At 70.2% G+C, this 17,477-nt stretch carries 18 protein-coding genes and 1 tRNA gene; 12 read left to right on the forward strand and 7 right to left on the reverse strand.

Annotation, left to right across the window (positions count from 1 at the left end):
- The 3 genes from E3T49_RS16040 to E3T49_RS00825 form a co-directional block, all read left to right on the forward strand.
- Nucleotides 1-733 (forward strand): hypothetical protein (locus tag E3T49_RS16040; RefSeq protein ID WP_166785428.1); only part of this gene is annotated, 733 nt, incomplete at its 5' end.
- 96 nt (nucleotides 734-829) lie between these two features.
- Nucleotides 830-902 (forward strand) — tRNA-Ala (locus E3T49_RS00815).
- 315 nt (nucleotides 903-1,217) lie between these two features.
- On the forward strand, nucleotides 1,218-2,039 hold the full coding sequence (locus E3T49_RS00825) for a hypothetical protein (protein WP_166785429.1): 822 nt from the start codon (nucleotides 1,218-1,220) through the stop codon (nucleotides 2,037-2,039).
- Nucleotides 2,040-2,053: 14 nt separating this feature from the next.
- Here E3T49_RS00825 and E3T49_RS00830 read toward each other — a convergent pair whose 3' ends face one another.
- Complete coding sequence (locus tag E3T49_RS00830) at nucleotides 2,054-2,938, reverse strand: alanyl-tRNA editing protein (RefSeq protein WP_134422575.1); 885 nt, start codon at nucleotides 2,936-2,938, stop codon at nucleotides 2,054-2,056.
- A gap of 77 nt (nucleotides 2,939-3,015) precedes the next feature.
- Complete coding sequence (locus E3T49_RS16700; protein WP_255408599.1) at nucleotides 3,016-3,138, reverse strand: hypothetical protein; 123 nt, start codon at nucleotides 3,136-3,138, stop codon at nucleotides 3,016-3,018.
- Between the two features lie 186 nt (nucleotides 3,139-3,324).
- On the opposite strand from E3T49_RS16700, the gene E3T49_RS00835 reads away from it, so the two are divergent.
- Nucleotides 3,325-3,570 carry a hypothetical protein gene (locus E3T49_RS00835; protein WP_134422577.1) on the forward strand — a complete coding sequence of 82 codons (246 nt, stop codon included), beginning with the start codon at nucleotides 3,325-3,327 and terminating at the stop codon, nucleotides 3,568-3,570.
- A 107-nt stretch (nucleotides 3,571-3,677) separates the two neighbouring features.
- Here E3T49_RS00835 and E3T49_RS00840 read toward each other — a convergent pair whose 3' ends face one another.
- Genes E3T49_RS00840 through E3T49_RS00850 form a run of 3 tightly spaced genes read right to left on the reverse strand, consistent with a single transcriptional unit; the run spans nucleotide 3,678 to nucleotide 7,053 of the window.
- On the reverse strand, nucleotides 3,678-5,024 hold the full coding sequence (locus E3T49_RS00840) for a threonine/serine exporter family protein (protein ID WP_134422579.1): 1,347 nt from the start codon (nucleotides 5,022-5,024) through the stop codon (nucleotides 3,678-3,680).
- Nucleotides 5,017-6,183 carry an acyl-CoA dehydrogenase family protein gene (locus tag E3T49_RS00845; RefSeq protein ID WP_134422581.1) on the reverse strand — a complete coding sequence of 389 codons (1,167 nt, stop codon included), beginning with the start codon at nucleotides 6,181-6,183 and terminating at the stop codon, nucleotides 5,017-5,019. Before E3T49_RS00845 ends, E3T49_RS00840 begins: the two co-directional genes overlap by 8 nt.
- 9 nt (nucleotides 6,184-6,192) lie before the next feature.
- Complete coding sequence (locus E3T49_RS00850) at nucleotides 6,193-7,053, reverse strand: DUF4349 domain-containing protein (protein WP_166785430.1); 861 nt, start codon at nucleotides 7,051-7,053, stop codon at nucleotides 6,193-6,195.
- A gap of 127 nt (nucleotides 7,054-7,180) precedes the next feature.
- Between E3T49_RS00850 and E3T49_RS00855 the strand changes: the two genes are divergently transcribed.
- Both E3T49_RS00855 and E3T49_RS00860 read left to right on the forward strand, forming a co-directional pair.
- Nucleotides 7,181-8,149, forward strand: a complete 969-nt coding sequence (locus tag E3T49_RS00855) for an alpha/beta fold hydrolase (protein WP_134422585.1) — start codon at nucleotides 7,181-7,183, stop codon at nucleotides 8,147-8,149.
- On the forward strand, nucleotides 8,104-9,099 hold the full coding sequence (locus E3T49_RS00860; RefSeq protein WP_134422587.1) for an aldo/keto reductase: 996 nt from the start codon (nucleotides 8,104-8,106) through the stop codon (nucleotides 9,097-9,099). Before E3T49_RS00855 ends, E3T49_RS00860 begins: the two co-directional genes overlap by 46 nt.
- 103 nt (nucleotides 9,100-9,202) lie before the next feature.
- On the opposite strand, the gene E3T49_RS00865 is transcribed toward E3T49_RS00860, so the two are convergent.
- Entirely contained in the window at nucleotides 9,203-10,027 is an 825-nt protein-coding gene (locus E3T49_RS00865) for an aldo/keto reductase (protein WP_134422589.1), read from the reverse strand.
- Nucleotides 10,028-10,128: 101 nt separating this feature from the next.
- Complete coding sequence (locus E3T49_RS00870) at nucleotides 10,129-11,340, reverse strand: MFS transporter (RefSeq protein ID WP_134422591.1); 1,212 nt, start codon at nucleotides 11,338-11,340, stop codon at nucleotides 10,129-10,131.
- Between the two features lie 37 nt (nucleotides 11,341-11,377).
- Between E3T49_RS00870 and E3T49_RS00875 the strand changes: the two genes are divergently transcribed.
- The 6 genes from E3T49_RS00875 to E3T49_RS00900 all read left to right on the forward strand — a co-directional run bounded on the left by E3T49_RS00875 (nucleotide 11,378) and on the right by E3T49_RS00900 (nucleotide 17,475).
- On the forward strand, nucleotides 11,378-12,217 hold the full coding sequence (locus E3T49_RS00875; RefSeq protein WP_134422593.1) for a sulfurtransferase: 840 nt from the start codon (nucleotides 11,378-11,380) through the stop codon (nucleotides 12,215-12,217).
- A 69-nt stretch (nucleotides 12,218-12,286) separates the two neighbouring features.
- Nucleotides 12,287-13,381: a FecCD family ABC transporter permease gene (locus tag E3T49_RS00880; RefSeq protein WP_134422595.1), complete on the forward strand. Its 1,095-nt coding sequence runs from the start codon at nucleotides 12,287-12,289 to the stop codon at nucleotides 13,379-13,381.
- Nucleotides 13,378-14,436 (forward strand): FecCD family ABC transporter permease, encoded by a 1,059-nt coding sequence (locus E3T49_RS00885; RefSeq protein WP_134422597.1) that lies wholly within the window; start codon nucleotides 13,378-13,380, stop codon nucleotides 14,434-14,436. The genes E3T49_RS00880 and E3T49_RS00885 overlap by 4 nt, the downstream gene beginning before the upstream one ends.
- The gene (locus E3T49_RS00890; protein WP_134422599.1) at nucleotides 14,436-15,290 is read left to right on the forward strand and encodes an ABC transporter ATP-binding protein; all 855 of its coding nucleotides are present in this window, start codon (nucleotides 14,436-14,438) and stop codon (nucleotides 15,288-15,290) included. Before E3T49_RS00885 ends, E3T49_RS00890 begins: the two co-directional genes overlap by 1 nt.
- Before the next feature lie 35 nt (nucleotides 15,291-15,325).
- The gene (locus tag E3T49_RS00895) at nucleotides 15,326-16,348 is read left to right on the forward strand and encodes an iron-siderophore ABC transporter substrate-binding protein (protein ID WP_134422601.1); all 1,023 of its coding nucleotides are present in this window, start codon (nucleotides 15,326-15,328) and stop codon (nucleotides 16,346-16,348) included.
- A 239-nt stretch (nucleotides 16,349-16,587) separates the two neighbouring features.
- Nucleotides 16,588-17,475 (forward strand): ABC transporter substrate-binding protein, encoded by an 888-nt coding sequence (locus E3T49_RS00900; RefSeq protein WP_134422603.1) that lies wholly within the window; start codon nucleotides 16,588-16,590, stop codon nucleotides 17,473-17,475.
- Nucleotides 17,476-17,477 lie beyond the last annotated feature (2 nt).

Here is a 17,477-nt window from a genome sequence, read left to right on the forward strand (position 1 = left end):
CGCCGCCCTCGCGGCCGCGAACCGTGCCGCCGCTGCGAAGGCCGTTGCCGCCCAGGCCGCCGCCGTGCGCGCGGGGGCCGCGGCGTCCGGTTCCGCTCGAACTTCATCGCTTCCGGCCCCCTCGGCCGCCCGTGCTCGCCGCCTGCGCCGGGTGCGTGCGATGACCTCCCTCATCCTGCTCCTGGGCACCGTGCTCTTCGTCTCGGGAATCGTCGCCGTGGCGACCGGCGGAGCCTGGACGGCCCTGGTCAGCGGCCTGGTGACGACCGTTCTCGCCCTCAGCGCTCTCACCCGCCTGGCGCGCACCGCACGCCGGGCACACCGGGCGGACGGGGTCGCTGCCGGGTCCGGCGTCGCGACGCGCGCCCGGGTCGGCCAGACGTTCGAGCCCGTGCAGTTGGAGGAGACGCCCGTTGTCGCCTCGAGCTGGACGCCGCTCCCGCTGCCGCGGCCGATGCACCTGTCGCGCGGATCCGTCGCCCAGGCGGCGATGGCATCCGTTGATGCAGCCGCCGAACTGCGCCGGGTCGCCGCCGAAGCGGAGCTCGCCCGCCGCGCCGCGGCCCTCGAAGTGGCGGTCACTCCGCTGAAGCGTGTGACGGCCGAGGCGCCGGCAACTCCTGCCGCCGCACCGGCCGCGAGCCGGTTCGCATCAATGGGGGTCGTCGGGGAGACCGCACCCGGCATGAGTGATCTCGACGACGTACTGCGCCGTCGCCGCGCCGTCGGCTGACCGAATCCCAACCGGGCGAATCCGCACCGAATCGCGCTCTCACGCGCGGGTCGGCCAAACTCGGTCGCTGCGCGTGATATTCTGCATAAGCGGCTGGGGGCTATGGCGCAGTTGGTAGCGCGTCTCGTTCGCAATGAGAAGGTCAGGAGTTCGAATCTCCTTAGCTCCACCGAGATAGTCAGTTGAAAGGCCCCCGGGAAACCGGGGGCCTTCTTCTTTTCCTCCCCTCTTGCCTTTTCTTTTTTCCTCTCTTCCCGCGGGCCGTTCCTCCGCCTCTGCACGCCTCCGCCTGCACGTATAGCCGGAGAATTTCGGGCTGGGCGGCGAGTCGTGGCTGGGGGACCGGCGTGTCGCGAAAACCTCCTCAGTTCGCGTGTGGGGTTACGGTCGAGGTTCTGGCGCACGGCTCCCCGTGGCGGGCGAGTGTCAGTGGCCGGGGATAGCGTGGGCCTGCGCCGACTGGGGCGCAGGGCGGAGCGTGCGGATGGCTGGCATGACGGGCGGTGTGGCCGGCGGGGCTGCGGGCAGCGGGGTGGCAGGCGGCGGGGTGGCAGGCGGCGGCGGTACGGCCGTGCGCTTTCGCTGCGGGCACGGGGCGCCGGCGACGGATGCCCGCATCACCCTGCAACGCGATTGCCCCCTCTGCATGCTCCTTGCCGAGACGCAGCGCAGCCGCGGACAGCTGCTGCGCAAGGTGGCAGCGGGGCGTCGCGGTGACCTCGGGCAGGAGACGCGGATCGGAGCCGAATACGAGTGGATCTGCGACCGTGGCCACTCCCGCTACGTCGCCACGGTACGGGCTGCCCTCACGGGCTCCGGGTGCCCGAAGTGCACGGCCAACGCCGAAGCGCCCAGTGCTCGGTTCGAGGGCGGAGTACCGTTCATGAAGCCCGGGTTGAGGCTGGGCACGTCGATGACCGAACAACGGCTGCGGATGCTGCTGGGCGAACGCATCCGTCTGCCGCACCGCGTCAATGCCGTGCGCATCAGCCGCACCTTCTACGGAAAGCCGGAGGTGTGGCCGGACATCATCATTCCCGCCCTGAAGGTGGCGGTCGAATACGACGACCCTGGCCGCGACGGCCGCTCCCACCGGGGGTTGAAGGAGGTGTCGGACCGTGAGAAGGACGCCGCGCTGGCCGAGGTGGGCTGGGCGGTGATCCGGGTGCGGGCCGGCGGTCTGGCCGAGCTCGGCGCGTACAGCATCGTGTGCCCGGGGGTGTCGGTGAAGGTCGTCGACCGTGTCCTCGAGCTGCTGGGGGAGATCCGCGGTACCGCCGCGGTGGAGGCGCTCCTGATCGAGTGAGTGAGCGGGGCCGCTCAGCCGACGACTGTCTCCATGGTGAGCACGGTCGTGCCGTCAACCTCGGACGTGGACAGGGCCACGCGCACGGCGCCGAGCTCGTCCAGTGAAGAGACGTGCGTGCCGCCGCAGGGGATGCGCACGCTGTGGGCCGGCAGCTCGCAGACCCAGTACCGCCGGTCGGTGAGCAGCGGGCCGTCCCGGTCGATGCGTACGCTCGCTCCGGTGGCCACCCATTCGGCGAGGGCCGCGTTCACGGCGGATTCGATCCCGGCCAGGTGCTCGGCCACCCCCTCGGCGGCGAAGCCCTTGCGGCGGAGGGATTTGCCGAGCCGGTAGGTGTCGACGGATCCGTTCTCACGGATCAGGGACACGTCGATCGCGGTGCCGTCGAAGTCGGGGTGACCGAGGGAATCCGCGCGCACCTCCTTCTTCCACCGGTCCGCCAGCGCTCGGTTGAGGGCGAGGGCGGCGAGGTGGCAGGCCGTGTGGCCCGCGGACATCCGGTGGCGGTAGTCGGCGTCGACGACCACCTCGACCGTCTGACCCTCGGCCAGGGCGGCGCCGTCGACGAGTGCGGCACCCTCGACGAGGTGAACCACGACGAACGCCCAGCCGGGCGTGCCCTTCGGCACCGGGATGTCCCGGCCCCGGTGCAGTGCCGACCCGTCCGTCGCTCCCACGATGCAGTCCAGCACCGTCAGCTCGGCCCCCGCGACGCGCAGCACGGCCCGGTCGGGCCCCTGGTCGGGCCAGCCGGCATCGACCGGGTGCACCGGGGTGGCGTCGAGGAGCACGGCGACGCGCCCGTCCGCCTGCGGCTCGACGTGCAGCACCGTCGCGGTGGTGCGGGTCAGGCCGGCCGGGTAGTCCACCTGGGTGTCCACGGAGGGAAGGGTCATCGACGGGTCCTTTCGGGACGAAAAAGGGTGTTGCCGCAGTTGGCGGCAACACCCTGAGTTTAATCGTGGAGCAGGCGCTAGGCCTTGCGTGCCTTCTCGGTCGTCTCGTTCGCCTTGGCGTGCTTGTCGGCACGCTTTTCCTTCAAGGACTTACCGGCAACCTTTTTGGATGCGTCCTTCTTGGGTGATTTGTCAGCCATGTGTACTCCTTCGAATCGAGCCCCAGCGGCACCGTGACTTCGACCCTACGCGGGTTGCCGCCAAACGGCACCTTCCCGCGGTCGGTGGCAACCGGCCCTGTGCAAGTTGCCAGCCCGGCCGTAGGCTGGGCCCGACGCGCCCCGAACGCGAGGCACCCGTCTCCACCCCGGCAGAGAGGGATACACATGAGCGATAAAACCACCTACCAGGCCATCTTCTACGGACCCAACGTGATCGCCGCCGGAACGGAGCACGAACTCGAGTACGTGAACGGCGAGTACCAGAAGGAGGTCCTGCTGGAGGCCACGGAAGACGGCGACACGGTGCGCCGCCTGTTCCGCCTCGTGCGGGCGACCGAGGAGGAGCCCATTCCCTACCGGTTCGTCGAGGACATGCAGGACGAACAGGGCGAAGCGGATATCCCCAACTAGCGGGAGCAGGCCCGCGCAGCCCGTCGCGGCGCAGCGTGGGGAATCGGGCGCACGCTACGCCCGATTCCTCACGCTGCGCCCGGACGCCACGGTGGCGGCGCCCTGAGCTAGATGCGCTTGCCGGGCCCGCGGCCGAGGCGCACCGGCAGTGCCATCAGTGGTCCCACGAACCGGCGCTGCAGGCGCCGGGCCGGACCCCAGACGAACTGCACCAAATACTGGGCGAGGATGGCGCCGGCCGCCAGCGCCGCGGCGACGGCCCCGGCGGTGAGCATGCTGAGCAGCCCGTCGATGTTGCCGTCGGACAACTGCAGCAGGCCGCGGAACAGGATCAGCCCCGGCACGAGCGGAACCAGCGCGGAGACGACGATCACCAGCGGGGGAGTGCGCACGACGCGGGCCGCGATCGCGGCCAGCAGGCCCACGCCCACGGCGCTCAGGGCCGACGACCAGACCAGGCCGAAGCCGGCCTGCGCGCCGCCCAGGTAGAGCAGCTCGGCGATGGCGCCCAGCAGGCAGACCACCCAGAACGCCCGCCACGGCACCTGCACGCCGAGGGCGAAACCGGCGACGATGACCATGGCCGCGGCGAGCATCACCGGCACCTCGGCCAGGGTCGGGGTGAGGTTGGCGTCGACGCGCAGCTGGAAGCCGAAGCGAGCCAGCAGCAGCGACGCCCCGGCCACGCCGGTGACCAGGCCGCCCGTGATCAGGAGGGCCTCCATCATCCGTGCCGTGCCCGTCAGGTAGAAGCCCGACAGGGTGTCGTGCACCGCGCCGAAGGTGGTGACGCCGGCCAGGAGCATGATGATGGTCGCGATGACGACCAGGGACGGATTCGCCGTGGGATCGATCAGGGCGACGATCGCGGCGACGATCGGCCCGATCGCCCCGCCGACGACGTTCTGGTAGAACACGGGAACCTGCCGCCGGTCGAGCGAGGTGGTGATCACGTCGATGAAGAACGTGGCGATGAAGGCGGCGATGCAGACCACCACGCCACCCCCGATGAGCACGGCGGCCCCGGCCCCGACGAGGCTCCAGCCCACCCGGCGGAAGAGGGCGGGCACCTGCGGCTTGGCGCTGACGATGGTGGCCAGGCGTTTGCGGGCGTCGGCGACCTCGGGCGGCGAGTCGAGGATCTCCGCGATCAGCTCGGAGGTGGCCGTGAGCTTCCCGTAGTTGAGCGAACGGTACTTGACGTTGCGGGTCCGGGTGATGGACTCGTGCGTGGCCGGATCCTCATGGGTGAGCGCGATGATCGTATGGGTGACGTTCGCCTCGGTGCCGCGCAGCCCGTAGGCCCGGGTGATGGCTTCCATGGCGGCCGTTGCGTCTTCGGCGCCGGCGCCGGCCGCGAAGATGACCTCAGCGAGCCGCATGGTCAGGTCGAGGACCGAGCGCGTGTAGGCGGCGCTGTCGAAGACGTTGATCGTGCGGGTGACGTCAGACATCGGTCGGGCCCAACCAGGCGGTCGCCACGGTGGCGTGCGCCGATTCGGCGTCGGACGGGTGGAAGAGCCCGGCGAGAACGTCGCGGTAGAGACGCCCGAGTTCGTTGCCGGCGAAGTAGGAGGAGCCGCCGCTCACCCGCAGCGCCTGGTCGACGACCAGGCGCGCTGTCTCGGTGGCTCGGTGTTTCAAACCGGACAGCAGGGCGAACCACCGCGGGCCGTGATCGGCCAGGGTGTCGAGGTCGTGCGCCAGCGCGTCGATCTGGGGGTACAGGCCATCCATCGTCATCGCGGCCTCCGCGACGCGCCACCGGATGTCCGGGTCCTGCGCCAGGCTGCGCCCGCCGTGCTTCAGGGACGTGCGCCGCGTCGCCGCCAGCACGGCCAGTTCGACCGCGCGCCGACCGATGCCGGTGTACACGGCGGCCAGCAGGATCTCGAAATTGGCGAAGATGGCGAACACCAGCGGGTCGGGAGTGGGCCCGGGATCGAGCCGGCGGAAGACCTGGTCGGGGCGGGCGGATGCGCCGTCGAGCAGGGTGCTGCGGCTCTGGCTGGCACGCATGCCCAGGGTGTCCCAGTCATCCTTCTGGCTGACGCCCGGGTCTGCCCGGTCGATGAACGCCCAGACGATTTTGGGGCCGTCGGCCGAATCACGGTCGATGCCCATGGTGCCGAGCCGGGTCCAGGCCGGGGAGAGCGTGGTGAAGATCTTGGTGCCGGTGAAGCGGTAGCCGCCGTCCGGTTGCGGGGCGGCCGTCGTGAGCGAGTCGGTGAGCACCAGGTCGTTGCCGGGTTCGCTGACACCGAAGCCGAAGATCTTCCCGCTGACGGCGCCGTGCAGCACGAAGGCTAGGCTGTCGTCGCCCTGCTCGTGCAGGGTGCGGGCCACACCCGTCCAGACGAGGTGCATATTGACGGCCAGGGCGGTGGCCGGGGCGTGGGCGGCGAGCCGGATCTGGTCCTGCGCGACCTGCTGCACGCCGCGTCCGAGGCCTCCGAGCGCCACCGGAACCAACGAACGGAGGTAGCCGCAGGCCACCAGCTCGGCCAGGTCCTCGGCAGGGAAGGTGTTGTCGCGGTCATGGGCGGCGGCGCGGGAACGGATGCGTTCGAGAAGCTCGTCGCCGAGCGGGGAGGGTTCGGCAGACGTGTACACCGAACAAGTTTACGCAGCCGGATGCCTCTTGCGTGCCAACCGGATCACCAGGTAGACGATCGCGGTGACCAGGCCGAGGGCGAGCAGCCAGGGCAGCGCGAACCCGATGCCCACGATCGCGATGCCGAGGGCTGTCACGAGGGCGTTCCAGCCGGCCGCGAGGGCATCCCAGAAGCCGTCCGGGGTGCCGGGAGCCACCGTGCCGGTCGAGTACAGGTCGAGTGTGATGGTGGAGAAATCGACCTGGTCGGACAGGTAGTCCCGCTGCGCCTGCAGTCCCTCGAGGTCGCTCTGCCGCTGGGACAGCGCGTTCTCGACCGCGATCAGGTCGGCCGTGGTCGTGGCCTCCACCATCAGGGCCAGCAACCGATCGACCGAGGTCTGCAGTGACGTGATCCGGGCGTCGAGGTCCTGGGTCTGCTGGGTGATGTCCGACGCGTTGAGCGAGACGAAGTTGACGGTGCCGAGCTGTTTGAGTTCCGCCAGGGTGCGGTCGAGCTCGTCCGAGGGGATGCGCAGGGTGAGATTCGCGCTCGCCGGCTGGTTGTCGGTGGCCGGGTTCTCGGTGCGGCTGTCGACCCGTCCACCGGCCTGCTCGGTGATGGTGACGGCATCCTGCACGGATGCGATCGGGTCGTCCACCGTGATCGACACCATCCCGGTGGTGATCACGTCGCGCTGGGTGGAAGTGATCTCACCGGTGCTGCCGCCCGGTTCGATGCTTCCCGGGTTCACGGTGCCGGGTTCGGCGAGGCCGGGAGCCGTGGCCGAGCCGCCGGAGTCGGAACTGCTGGAATCGCCGGGCACGGAGCATCCGGCCAGCAGGAGGGCGCCGAGGAGGACGGCGACCACTCCGGTAAAACGCTTCATGGCCTCACTGTACGGCCGCGATCGGCGGTGCCGGATCACAATCGCGTCTCGGCAGGAGGGACCGGGCGCACGCCGCGGCAGGCGGCGCAGAATGAGCCTGGTGGCGTGGGGAGGCGATACTGGAAGCATGAACTGGTGGGCGGCCCTCTCTGAACGGCTCGGCCGGCGGCGCCCGCCGCTGCTGCACATCGCCACCGACGAGGGCACCGGTCCCGTGGTGATCCTGGTGCACGGCATTGCGTCCTCCTCGGAGACGTTCCGTGAACTGGTTCCCCTGCTCGTGCCCCGGCATCGGGTCATCGCCGTCGACATTCTGGGCTTCGGCGAATCGCCGATCCCCGCCGGCTGTGAGTACCGGCTCGAGGACCACGTCGACTCGCTGGCCGCCACCATCCGGGCGCTGAAGTTGCGCGAACCGTTCATCCTGGTGGGTCATTCGCTCGGCAGCCTGATCGCGGCCCGGATGGCCGCGTTGCCGCGCACCCGCGCATCCCGGCGCACCCAGGTGTCCCGGGTGGTGCTCGTGGGTCCGCCGGTCTACCTGTCGCCGAACGATATCGGGGACCGGTGGGTGCGAGCCCGGGTCAGCACCTATCTGCGCGCCTACGATTTCCTGCGCCTGAACAAGGAATTCACCCTCGCCAACGCGGCCATCATCGCCCGGCTGCTGCCGAAGGGCATCTTCGAGCTCACCGAGCGCAACTGGACGCCGTTCGTGAAGTCGCTGGAGCACTGCATCGAGTCGCAGACCGTGGTCAGCGACATCGCGACCCTCCGGGTGCCGGTCGACGTGGTCTACGGCACTCTGGACGCGTTCATCGCCGCCGGCACCATGACGGTGATTGAACGGATGCGCCACGTCACCATGCACCGCGTCGAAGCGAACGACCACCTCATCCGCCCGCGCCTCGCCCGGGCGCTCGCCCGTGTCATCGACACGGATACGGGTGCGGAGGCGGACACCGGGGCGGGACCGGAGGCAGGCAGCGCGTCCGAGGCGGCGGCATCCGTTGCCCCACCGGGCGCTGCGCCGGTGGCTAGGCTGGGGAGATGGACACACGCACCCTCGGAAGAACCGACCGAACCGTCTCCGTGATCGGGCTCGGCACCTGGCAGCTGGGAGCGGACTGGGGTGACGTGTCGGAGGCCGACGCGGCCTCGGTGCTCGCGGCATCCGTCGACGCCGGCGTCACCTTCTTCGACACCGCCGACGTTTACGGCGACGGCCGCAGCGAGCAGATCATCGGCCGTTTCCTGGCCGAAAGCTCCGCCGCCGCCGGAATCACAGTGGCCACCAAGATGGGTCGCCGGGTCGACCAGCTGGCCGAGAACTACACGCTGGCGAACTTCAGGGCGTGGACCGACCGGTCCCGCGCGAACCTCGGCCTGGACACCCTGCACCTCGTACAGCTGCACTGCCCGCCCACCGATGTGGTCGAGTCCGACGAGGTCTACGACGCGCTCGACACCCTCGTCGCCGAGGGAGCCATCGCCGCCTACGGGGTGAGCGTGGAGACCTGCGACCAGGCGCTCGCCGCGATCGAGCGGCCGGGCCTGGCGAGCGTGCAGATCATCCTGAACGCCTTCCGGCTCAAGCCGCTCGAGGCCGTGGTGCCGGCGGCCCGCGCCGCGGGGGTGGGCGTGATCGCCCGCGTGCCGCTGGCCAGTGGCCTGTTGACCGGCACGTACACCCGGGACACCACCTTCGCGGCGAACGACCACCGCAACTACAACCGTGACGGCAGCGCCTTCGACGTGGGCGAGACCTTCTCCGGCGTCGACTACGAGACCGGCCTCGCGGCCGCCGCGGAGTTCACGGCCCTCGTGGGGTCGCTTCCCGGAGAGATCACTCCCGCGCAGGCCGCGCTGGCCTGGGTGGCCCAGATCGACGGCGTCAGCTCGGTCATTCCCGGGGCGCGTTCGGTGCAGCAGGCCCGCGGCAACGCTGCGGCCGGATCGGTCGCCCCGCTCAGCCTCGCTTTCAACGAGGGCGTCCAGGACATCTACGACCGGATGCTGCGCGACCAGATCCACCCCCGCTGGTAACACCTCACCCGATAGTCACCTTTCCGGTCGACAGTGCCCGTTCCGCCGGTCACTGTCGACCGGAACGGGCACTGTCGGTAGTCGGGGAGCCTGTTCGGGCCGTCTAGTCGAGGTCGTCGGGGTCTTTGCCGGTGCGCTCGCCCGAGTCGAGGGCGGCGATGGCCGCGTGGTCGTCGGCATCGAGGGTGAAGTCGAACACGTCGAAGTTCTCGCGGATGCGCAGGGGCGTCACCGATTTCGGGATCACCACATTGCCCACCTCGAGGTGCCAGCGGATCACGACCTGAGCGGCCGACTTGCCATGCCGGGCGCCGATGGCGTCGAGGGTCGCGTTGCCGATGGCGCGGCCGCGGGCCAACGGCGACCAGGCCTCGGTCAGGATGCCGTGGGCCGAGTCGTACTCGCGCACGGCGGACTGCTGCAGCCACGGGTGCAGCTCCACCTGGTTGATGACCGGAACGACATCCGTTTCGGCGAGCAGGCGGTCCAGGTGGTGGGGGTGGAAGTTGGACACTCCGATCGACCGGGCCCGACCCTCGGCGCGCAGGGTCTCGAGGGCGCGCCACGTGTCGACGAAGAGGTTCTGCCGGGGCGCGGGCCAGTGGATCAGGTAGAGGTCGACGTAGTCGAGGCCGAGCTTGCCGAGGCTCACGTCGAAGGCGCGCAGGGTCGCGTCGTAGCCGTGCTGATCGTTCCACACCTTGGTGGTGACGAACACGTCCTCGCGCGGCAGGCCGGAGCGAGCCACGCCCTGGCCGACGCCGACCTCGTTCTCGTACAGCGCCGCGGTGTCGATGTGGCGGTAACCGGCGTCCAGGGCGACCTGTACCGCATCGGCGGCCGCGGCATCCGGAATCTTGTAGACGCCGAGGCCGAGCTGGGGGATGCGGTGGCCGTCCTGGAGGGCAAGCAGCGGTGAGAACGTCATGTTCCCATCTAACCCTCCCCGGCCGGGCGTGAACCGACACGTTTGAGGGGTGGGCGCGACGCTCAACCCCTCGAACCTGTCGGTTCGACGAGCGGATGCGGTCAGGAGACCTGCACCTGGATGGGCGCCGTGTCGGGGAGCGGGCTCGGGTCCCGACCGCGAAGATCGGGGTGCCAGCGCCGGCCGAGTGCGGGGATGATGGTGCCGAGCCCCGCGAAACCGGCCGCGACCAGGATGGCTGCCGTGGCGCCGCTCTGGTCGATCATGAATCCGGCGATGGCGGAGCCCATGGCGGCCCCCATCAGTTGACCGGTGCCGACCCAGCCGTAGGCTTCCGCGGTGTCGCTGAACTTGACGCTCGCGGAGACGATGCCGAACAGCACGGCGAACGCCGGCGCGATTCCGATCCCCGCCACCAGCAGGGTGGCGGCGAGCCACCAGAAGCTGAGGTTGCCGGCGGCGGCGAGGCTGAGACCGGCGGTGACGATCAGCATGCGTCCCGCGAGCGCCCACGGCCCGATCGGGGCGTGCCCGAGGGCGAGGCCGCCGACCAGCGACCCGGCCGCGAAGATGCCGAGCACCCAGCCGGACGTCGAACTGCCGTGCCCGAACGCGGCCACCACGCCGGCCTCGACGGCGGCGCAGGCGGCGACCAGCATGAAGCCGACGATGGTGCTGAGCATGACCGCCGGACGTTTGAGCACGACGCCGAGCTTGCGGCGACTGCGGGGGATGCGCACCCGACCGACCTCGGGCAGCACCAGGAACCAGATGCCGCCGCCGATGAGGAAGATGGCGGCGAGCAGGATGCCGGCGACCGGGCTGACCTGGATGGCCACGAACGTGGCGATCACCGGCCCCAGCACCCAGATGATCTCCTGGGCCGACGCGTCCAGCGAGAACAGCGGGGTGAGCTGGCGCGAGTTGACGATCTTCGGATAGATGGTGCGCACGGCCGGCTGGATCGGCGGCGTGGACAGCCCCGCGACCAGACCGATGACCATCAGCGCCCAGATGGGCATCGGGACCAGGGCCATTGTGACGATGGAGGTCGCGCACACCACGAGGGTGGCCGTGATGACCGGGCGCATACCCCAGCGGCCCATCAGACGGCTGGTCAGCGGCCCGGCGATGGCCTGGCCGATGCTCATGGCGCCCAGTACGAGGCCTGCGGCGCCGTAGGAGTCGAAGATCTGCTCGATGTGGATCAGGAACGCCAGCGACAGCATCCCGAAGGGGAAGCGTGCGGTCAGTTGTGCGGCGATGACGCGAGCTACGCCCGGTGTCTTCAAAAGGGTCAGGTAGCTGCTCACTTACTCAAGTCTACGTCTGCCGCGGTAGCGTGAGCGCGTGCGAATATTGATCACGGCTGACGAGCTGGCGGGGGAGCTCCACACTCGAAGCGACATCCGGGTGCTGGACGTGCGCTGGAAGCTGGGCGGGCCTCCCGGCCGCGCCGAATACCGGGCCGGCCACATCCCGGGCGCCGCCTATGTCGACCTCGACACCGAGCTCGCCGGCGCCGGGGTCGCGGCCGACGGGCGGCATCCGTTGCCGACCCGCCCGGCCCTGCAGGCCGCCGCGCGCCGCTGGGGTCTCCGGGGCGGTGACACCGTTGTGGTGTACGACGATCTGGGCTCGATGTCGGCCGCGCGCGCCTGGTGGCTGCTGCGCCATGCGGGCGTGCGCGACGTGCTGCTGCTCGACGGGGCGCTCGCCGCCTGGCGTGCCGCCGGCCTGCCCGTCTCCGTCGGTGAGGAGACGATCGCCCCGGGCACGATCACTCTTGCGCACGACGTGCCACCCGTGCTCGACGCGGATGCCGCCGCTCGCCTGGCCAGGACCGGCGTGCTTCTCGACGCCCGCGCCGCGGAGCGCTACCGCGGTGACACGGAGCCGGTCGACCCTCGGGCCGGCCACATTCCCGGGGCGATCAGCGCACCCACGGTCGACAACCTCACCATCGACGGGCACTTCCGCCCGGCGGCCGAACTGCGTGCCCGGTTCGAGGCGCTCGGCCTGACGATGGAGAGCGCCGTGGGCGTCTACTGCGGTTCCGGCGTCACCGCCGCCCACGAGGCGGCCGCGCTCACCATCGCCGGGTTCGAGCCGGCCCTGTACCCGGGTTCCTGGTCGCAATGGTCCAACCTCCCGGGCCGCCCGGTCGCCACCGGGGGTTCCGCCGGCTGACGGCTTTGCGCTGGTCAGTGGGGATCGCCATACTTAGGTAATGCTTACCTTACTTTTGGTGGAGTGACCATGGTCCGGACCGGCCGGCGTCCTCTGGCGGCGACCAGGACGACCGCGCGGCCCACCGCGCGGCCCACCGCGCGGCCCACGGGCCTCCCACGGGCGCGCTCCCGAACGCTGACGATCGGAGTGCTGCTGACCCTGCTGGGGCTCTCCGCGGCGATTGCAGCCTCCCTGGCCGTCGGTGCGAGGGGCATCCCGCTGGAGACCGTCTGGAGCGCACTGCTCGCGCCCGATCCGACCCTTACCGACCACACGGTCGTGCGCGATCTGCGGGTGCCGCGCACCGTGGTCGGGCTGCTCGCCGGACTCGCGTTGGGCCTGGCGGGGGCGGTGATGCAGGGCCTGACCCGCAATCCGCTGGCTGATCCGGGGCTTCTGGGCGTCAACGCCGGGGCCTCCCTGTTCGTGGTGGCCGGCATCGCCTGGTTCGGGATGACATCCGCTACCGGTTATGTCTGGTTCGCCTTCATCGGCGCGGCGGTCGCCGCCGTGATCGTCTACGCCATCGGGTCTCTGGGCCGGGACGGCGCGACCCCGATCAAGCTCGCCCTGGCCGGCACCGCCCTCACCGCGGCCTTCACCTCGTTGATCACGATCGTGCTGCTGAGCGACGGGGAGGCCTTTGACCGCTACCGGTTCTGGGCGGCCGGCTCCCTGGTTTCCCGTGACCTCGAGTCCACCCTGCCGCTGGTGCCGTTCGTCCTGGCCGGGGCCCTGCTCGCCGCCGTCGCCGGGCGCATGCTCAACGCCCTCGCCCTCGGCGACGACCTGGCCCGGGGGCTGGGACAGAACCTCGTGGCGGCGCGCATCCTCTGCGGAGTCGCCGTGGTGCTGCTCTGCGGATCGGCGACCGCGATGGCCGGCCCGATCGTGTTCGTCGGGCTGGCTGTCCCGCATCTCGCCCGCTGGTTCGCCGGGCCGGACTACCGCTGGATCCTCGTCTTCTCCGCACTGCTCGGTCCCACACTGCTGCTGGCAGCGGATGTCCTGGGCCGGGTGATCGCCCGGCCCGGCGAAATCGAGGCCGGCCTGGTGGTCGCCTTCCTCGGCGCCCCGGTGCTCATCGCCCTCGTGCGTCGAACGAAGCCGGTCGGGCTGTGAACCTTCTCACGGGGACGCCCGCCGCACCCGGGAACCCGCTCGCCGACATCCGTGGGCGCAGTCGGCGCCGCGAGAACCGCCTCGTCCTCCTGCTGCTCGCGGCCGTTCTCGTGGTCGCGGCGGTGAGCCTCGCGGTGGGCGCGTACTCGCTCAGCGCGCCCGACCTGCTGCGCACGCTGATGGGCCAGGGGACAGGCAGTGAGAACTTCATCGTTCTGAAGCTGCGTCTGCCGCGGCTCGTCCTCGCGGTGCTTGCCGGGGTGGCGTTCGCCGTGTCGGGGGCCCTGTTCCAGAGCCTCCTGCGCAACCCTCTCGCCAGTCCGGACATCATCGGGGTCACCGGCGGCGCGAGCGCGGCGGCGGTGTTCGCGATGCTGGTGCTGGGAGTGGGCAGCGTGGCCACGTCGCTGGCCGCCTTCGCGGGGGCGCTCGCCACGGCCGCGGCGATCTACCTGCTGGCCTGGCGGGGTGGGGTCGCCGGTTCCCGTTTCGTGCTGATCGGCGTGGGCGTGGCGTTCATGGTGGACGGCGTGCTCGGATACCTGCTGACCCGCGCCGACATCCGTGACGCCCAGGATGCGCTCGCCTGGCTGGTCGGCAGCGTGAGTGGTGCGCGGTGGCCCGAGATCGCGGTGCTGGCGGGATTCCTGGCCGTACTCCTGCCGACCGTGGGGCTGCTGGCCGGGGGGCTCCGCGCGCTGCAGCTCGGTGACGAGGCGGCCACGAGCCTCGGGGTGAGCGTCGAACGTTCCCGGCTCGCGCTGCTCGTCACGGCCGTGGCCCTCACCGCGATCGCCACGGCCGCGGTGGGGCCGCTCGCCTTCGTCGCGTTCGTGTCCGCGCCGATCGCCCGGCGGCTGGTCGGCGGCGGGGGGCTCACCCTGCTGCCCGCGGCGCTCGTCGGCATCCTGATCACGACGGTGTCCGACTTCGCCGCCCAGCATCTGTTGCCCGGCTCACTCGAACTGCCGGCCGGCATCATCACGGGGGCCGTCGGAGCTCCCTATCTGCTCTGGCTGCTCGCCAGCACGAACCGACAGGGAAAGGGCGCCTGATGCCCCAGCCAACTCAGCCCCAGCCGCACCGTGCCGCCACGTCGCACGCGCTCCGCGCCGAGGGAGTCAGCCTCGGCTACGCGGACGCCACCATCGTCGACAACCTCGACTTCGAGGTGCCGACCGGCGCGGTGACCGTCATCGTGGGCGCCAACGCCTCCGGCAAGTCCACCATGCTGCGCGGGCTGGCCCGGCTGCTCCGGCCGCAGGCGGGCGTGGTGCGGCTGGACGGCGGCGATCTCGCCGCCGTGCCCGGCAAACGACTGGCGGCCGTGATCGGGCTGCTGCCGCAGCAACCGCTCGCCCCGGAGGGAATCGGTGTGGCCGACCTCGTCGGCCGGGGACGGTATCCCCACCAGGGGCTGTTCCGCCGGTGGACGAACGCGGATGACCGGATCGTGACGGACGCGCTCACGGCGACCAACACCCTGGATCTGGCCTCCCGCCGGGTCGACGAGCTGTCCGGCGGGCAGCGGCAGCGGGTCTGGATCGCGATGGCACTCGCCCAGGACCCGGACATCCTGCTGCTCGACGAGCCGACCACCTTCCTCGACGTCACGCATCAGATCGAGGTGCTCGACCTCCTGCTGGAGCTCAATCGCACTCGGTCCACGACCGTGGTCATGGTGCTGCACGATCTCAACCTCGCGGCGCGCTACGCCGACCACCTCGTCGTGATGGGTGCCGGACGCATCGTCGCAGAGGGCCCGCCCGCCGCCACTCTGACGGCCGAGGTGGTGCAGGAGGCCTTCGGACTGCAGGCGGTCGTCGTCGAGGATCCGGTGTGCGGGTCTCCGCTGGTGGTGCCGATCGGCCGGTTCCACGGCACCCCGACCGTGCGTGTGTTAGGTTAGCCTTACCTAATCTAACCTCACTCTCGGAGACCACCATGTCACGTCGTTCGACCTACGCCCTCGCCGCCGCGGCGACCGCGCTCGCCCTCACCCTGAGCGGCTGTTCGGCAGCACCCGCCGATTCGGCGACGGATGCCGCCACGTCGGGCTCCTTCCCCGTCACCATCGACCACGCCTTCGGTGAGACCACGATCGAGGCGCAGCCCGAGCGTGTCGTGACCTGGGGCTGGGGGAGCGCCGACGATGCCATCGCCCTCGGCGTGGTGCCGGTCGCCATCCCGTTCCAGGCCTACGGCGGCGACGAGAACGGCGTGCTGCCCTGGATCGCGGACGCGCTCGAGGAGCAGGGCGAGGACCTCCCGACCGTGCTGCCCGACTCGGAGGAGCCACCCTACGAGGACATCGCGGAGGCCGCCCCCGACGTGATCCTCGCCGCCTACTCCGGCCTGACCGAGGAACAGTACGAGCTTCTCAGCGAGATCGCCCCCGTCGTCGCCTACCCCGGCGAGCCCTGGGCTACGGACTGGCGCGAACTCGTGACCATCACCGGAACCGCCCTCGGAAAGACCGCGGAGGCCGTGGAACTGCTCGACGGCATCGATGCCGAGATCGCGGAACAGGCGGCGGCGCATCCGGAATTCGCCGGCCGCAGCATCGCGTTGACCAGTGACAGTGGCGGAACCTTCTACGTCTACACCAAGGATGACCCGCGCGTGGCCTTCACCCTCGACCTCGGTTTCGTCAGCGCCCCGAGCGTCGACGCCCTGGCCACCGACGACGCCGGGTTCTACTACACGCTCAGCTACGAGCAGCTGGACCAGCTGGACAGTGACGTTCTGGTCAACTTCGGCACGACACCGGAGGAGTCCGAAGCCTTCCTCTCGGCCGCCTACGCCCAGCCCATGCGCCAGGTGCAGAACGAAACGGTCGCGTCACCGGTGGGAGCCGCCTTCATCGCCGCGGTGTCGCCGCCCACCGGGTTGTCACTCACCTGGGGCATCGACGACTATGTCGCCCTGCTGTCGGACGCGGCCCTGCGGGCTGACCCGATCGGGTAGGCCCGACTCGGGTTGTCGGGTGGTCGACCGGGGGCGTGGCGTGAAATCCGCACGAAACACGCTTCCGGTCATACTGAGGCACGAGGATGCTTGTCCGCGCTCGGTTGGACGGGTCTAAAACGTTATCAGCGCACGGAATCGGCTATTGGGAGCTGTTATATGCTCGCTTCTGTCGAATCCCGTTAACGGACCTCAAAGACGAACCAGAAACATCCGACAACCACGAAGAAGGTTTCGCAATGCGCGCTCACCACCTGCTCCCGGCCCTCGCCGCCGTCACGGCCCTCCTCCTCACGGGCTGCGTGGACAACTCAACGGATGGTGCGACGTCCGGCTCCGGCAGCGATATCGCTGTCGATGACGCCGCGGCGGCGCTGCTCCCGGCCGACATCGCCGATGCCGGCACCCTCACCATCGGCACCGACCCCACGTACGCGCCCAATGAATTCAAGAACGAAGCAGGCGAGCCGATCGGCTGGGGCATCGAGATCGCCAGCGGCATCGCCGGCAAGCTGGGCCTGACCCCGGAATTCCAGGTCGCAAAGTTCGACAACATCATCCCCAGCGTGACGGGCGGCAAAGCCGACATCGGCGCGTCTTCCTTCACCGACACGATCGAGCGTGAGGAGCAGGTCGACTTCGTCAACTACTACGTCGCCGGCATCCAGTGGGCCTCCGCGACCGGCAACGATGTCGACCCGGACAACGCGTGCGGGCTCAAGGTCGCCGTGCAGGCCACCACCTATGAGGACACCGAGGAGGTGCCGGCCAAGAGCGACGCCTGCGTCGCCGCCGGTAAAGCGCCGATCGACAAGCTGAAGTACGACACCCAGGACCAGGCCACCAACGCGGTCGTGCTGGGCCAGGCCGACGCGCTCAGCGCCGATTCACCCGTCACGTTCTACGCGATCGCCCAGACCGAGGGCAAGTTGCAGGCCGCCGGCGAGACCTTCGACGTGGCGCCCTACGGCATCGTGGTGGGCAAGGATTCCGGTCTGGCCCAGGCCGTGCAGGCCGCACTGCAGTCGATGGTCGACGACGGCAGCTACGGTGACATCCTCGACAAGTGGGGCGTTGCGGATGGTGCGATCGACACGATCACGATCAACGCGGCGTCGAACGGATAACG

The organism is Cryobacterium cryoconiti (assembly GCF_004403065.1).
In the GTDB taxonomy this organism is placed as follows: Bacteria; Actinomycetota; Actinomycetes; order Actinomycetales; family Microbacteriaceae; genus Cryobacterium; species Cryobacterium cryoconiti.

Coding starts and splice junctions, on each gene's coding strand:
- E3T49_RS00825 (WP_166785429.1), top strand. CDS start 1,218: ATGGCTGGCATGACGGGCGGTGTGGCCGGCGGGGCTGCGGGCAGCGGG.
- E3T49_RS00830 (WP_134422575.1), bottom strand. CDS start 2,938: ATGACCCTTCCCTCCGTGGACACCCAGGTGGACTACCCGGCCGGCCTG.
- E3T49_RS16700 (WP_255408599.1), bottom strand. CDS start 3,138: ATGGCTGACAAATCACCCAAGAAGGACGCATCCAAAAAGGTTGCCGGT.
- E3T49_RS00835 (WP_134422577.1), top strand. CDS start 3,325: ATGAGCGATAAAACCACCTACCAGGCCATCTTCTACGGACCCAACGTG.
- E3T49_RS00840 (WP_134422579.1), bottom strand. CDS start 5,024: ATGTCTGACGTCACCCGCACGATCAACGTCTTCGACAGCGCCGCCTAC.
- E3T49_RS00850 (WP_166785430.1), bottom strand. CDS start 7,053: ATGAAGCGTTTTACCGGAGTGGTCGCCGTCCTCCTCGGCGCCCTCCTG.
- E3T49_RS00855 (WP_134422585.1), top strand. CDS start 7,181: ATGAACTGGTGGGCGGCCCTCTCTGAACGGCTCGGCCGGCGGCGCCCG.
- E3T49_RS00860 (WP_134422587.1), top strand. CDS start 8,104: ATGGACACACGCACCCTCGGAAGAACCGACCGAACCGTCTCCGTGATC.
- E3T49_RS00865 (WP_134422589.1), bottom strand. CDS start 10,027: ATGACGTTCTCACCGCTGCTTGCCCTCCAGGACGGCCACCGCATCCCC.
- E3T49_RS00880 (WP_134422595.1), top strand. CDS start 12,287: ATGGTCCGGACCGGCCGGCGTCCTCTGGCGGCGACCAGGACGACCGCG.
- E3T49_RS00890 (WP_134422599.1), top strand. CDS start 14,436: ATGCCCCAGCCAACTCAGCCCCAGCCGCACCGTGCCGCCACGTCGCAC.
- E3T49_RS00895 (WP_134422601.1), top strand. CDS start 15,326: ATGTCACGTCGTTCGACCTACGCCCTCGCCGCCGCGGCGACCGCGCTC.
- E3T49_RS00900 (WP_134422603.1), top strand. CDS start 16,588: ATGCGCGCTCACCACCTGCTCCCGGCCCTCGCCGCCGTCACGGCCCTC.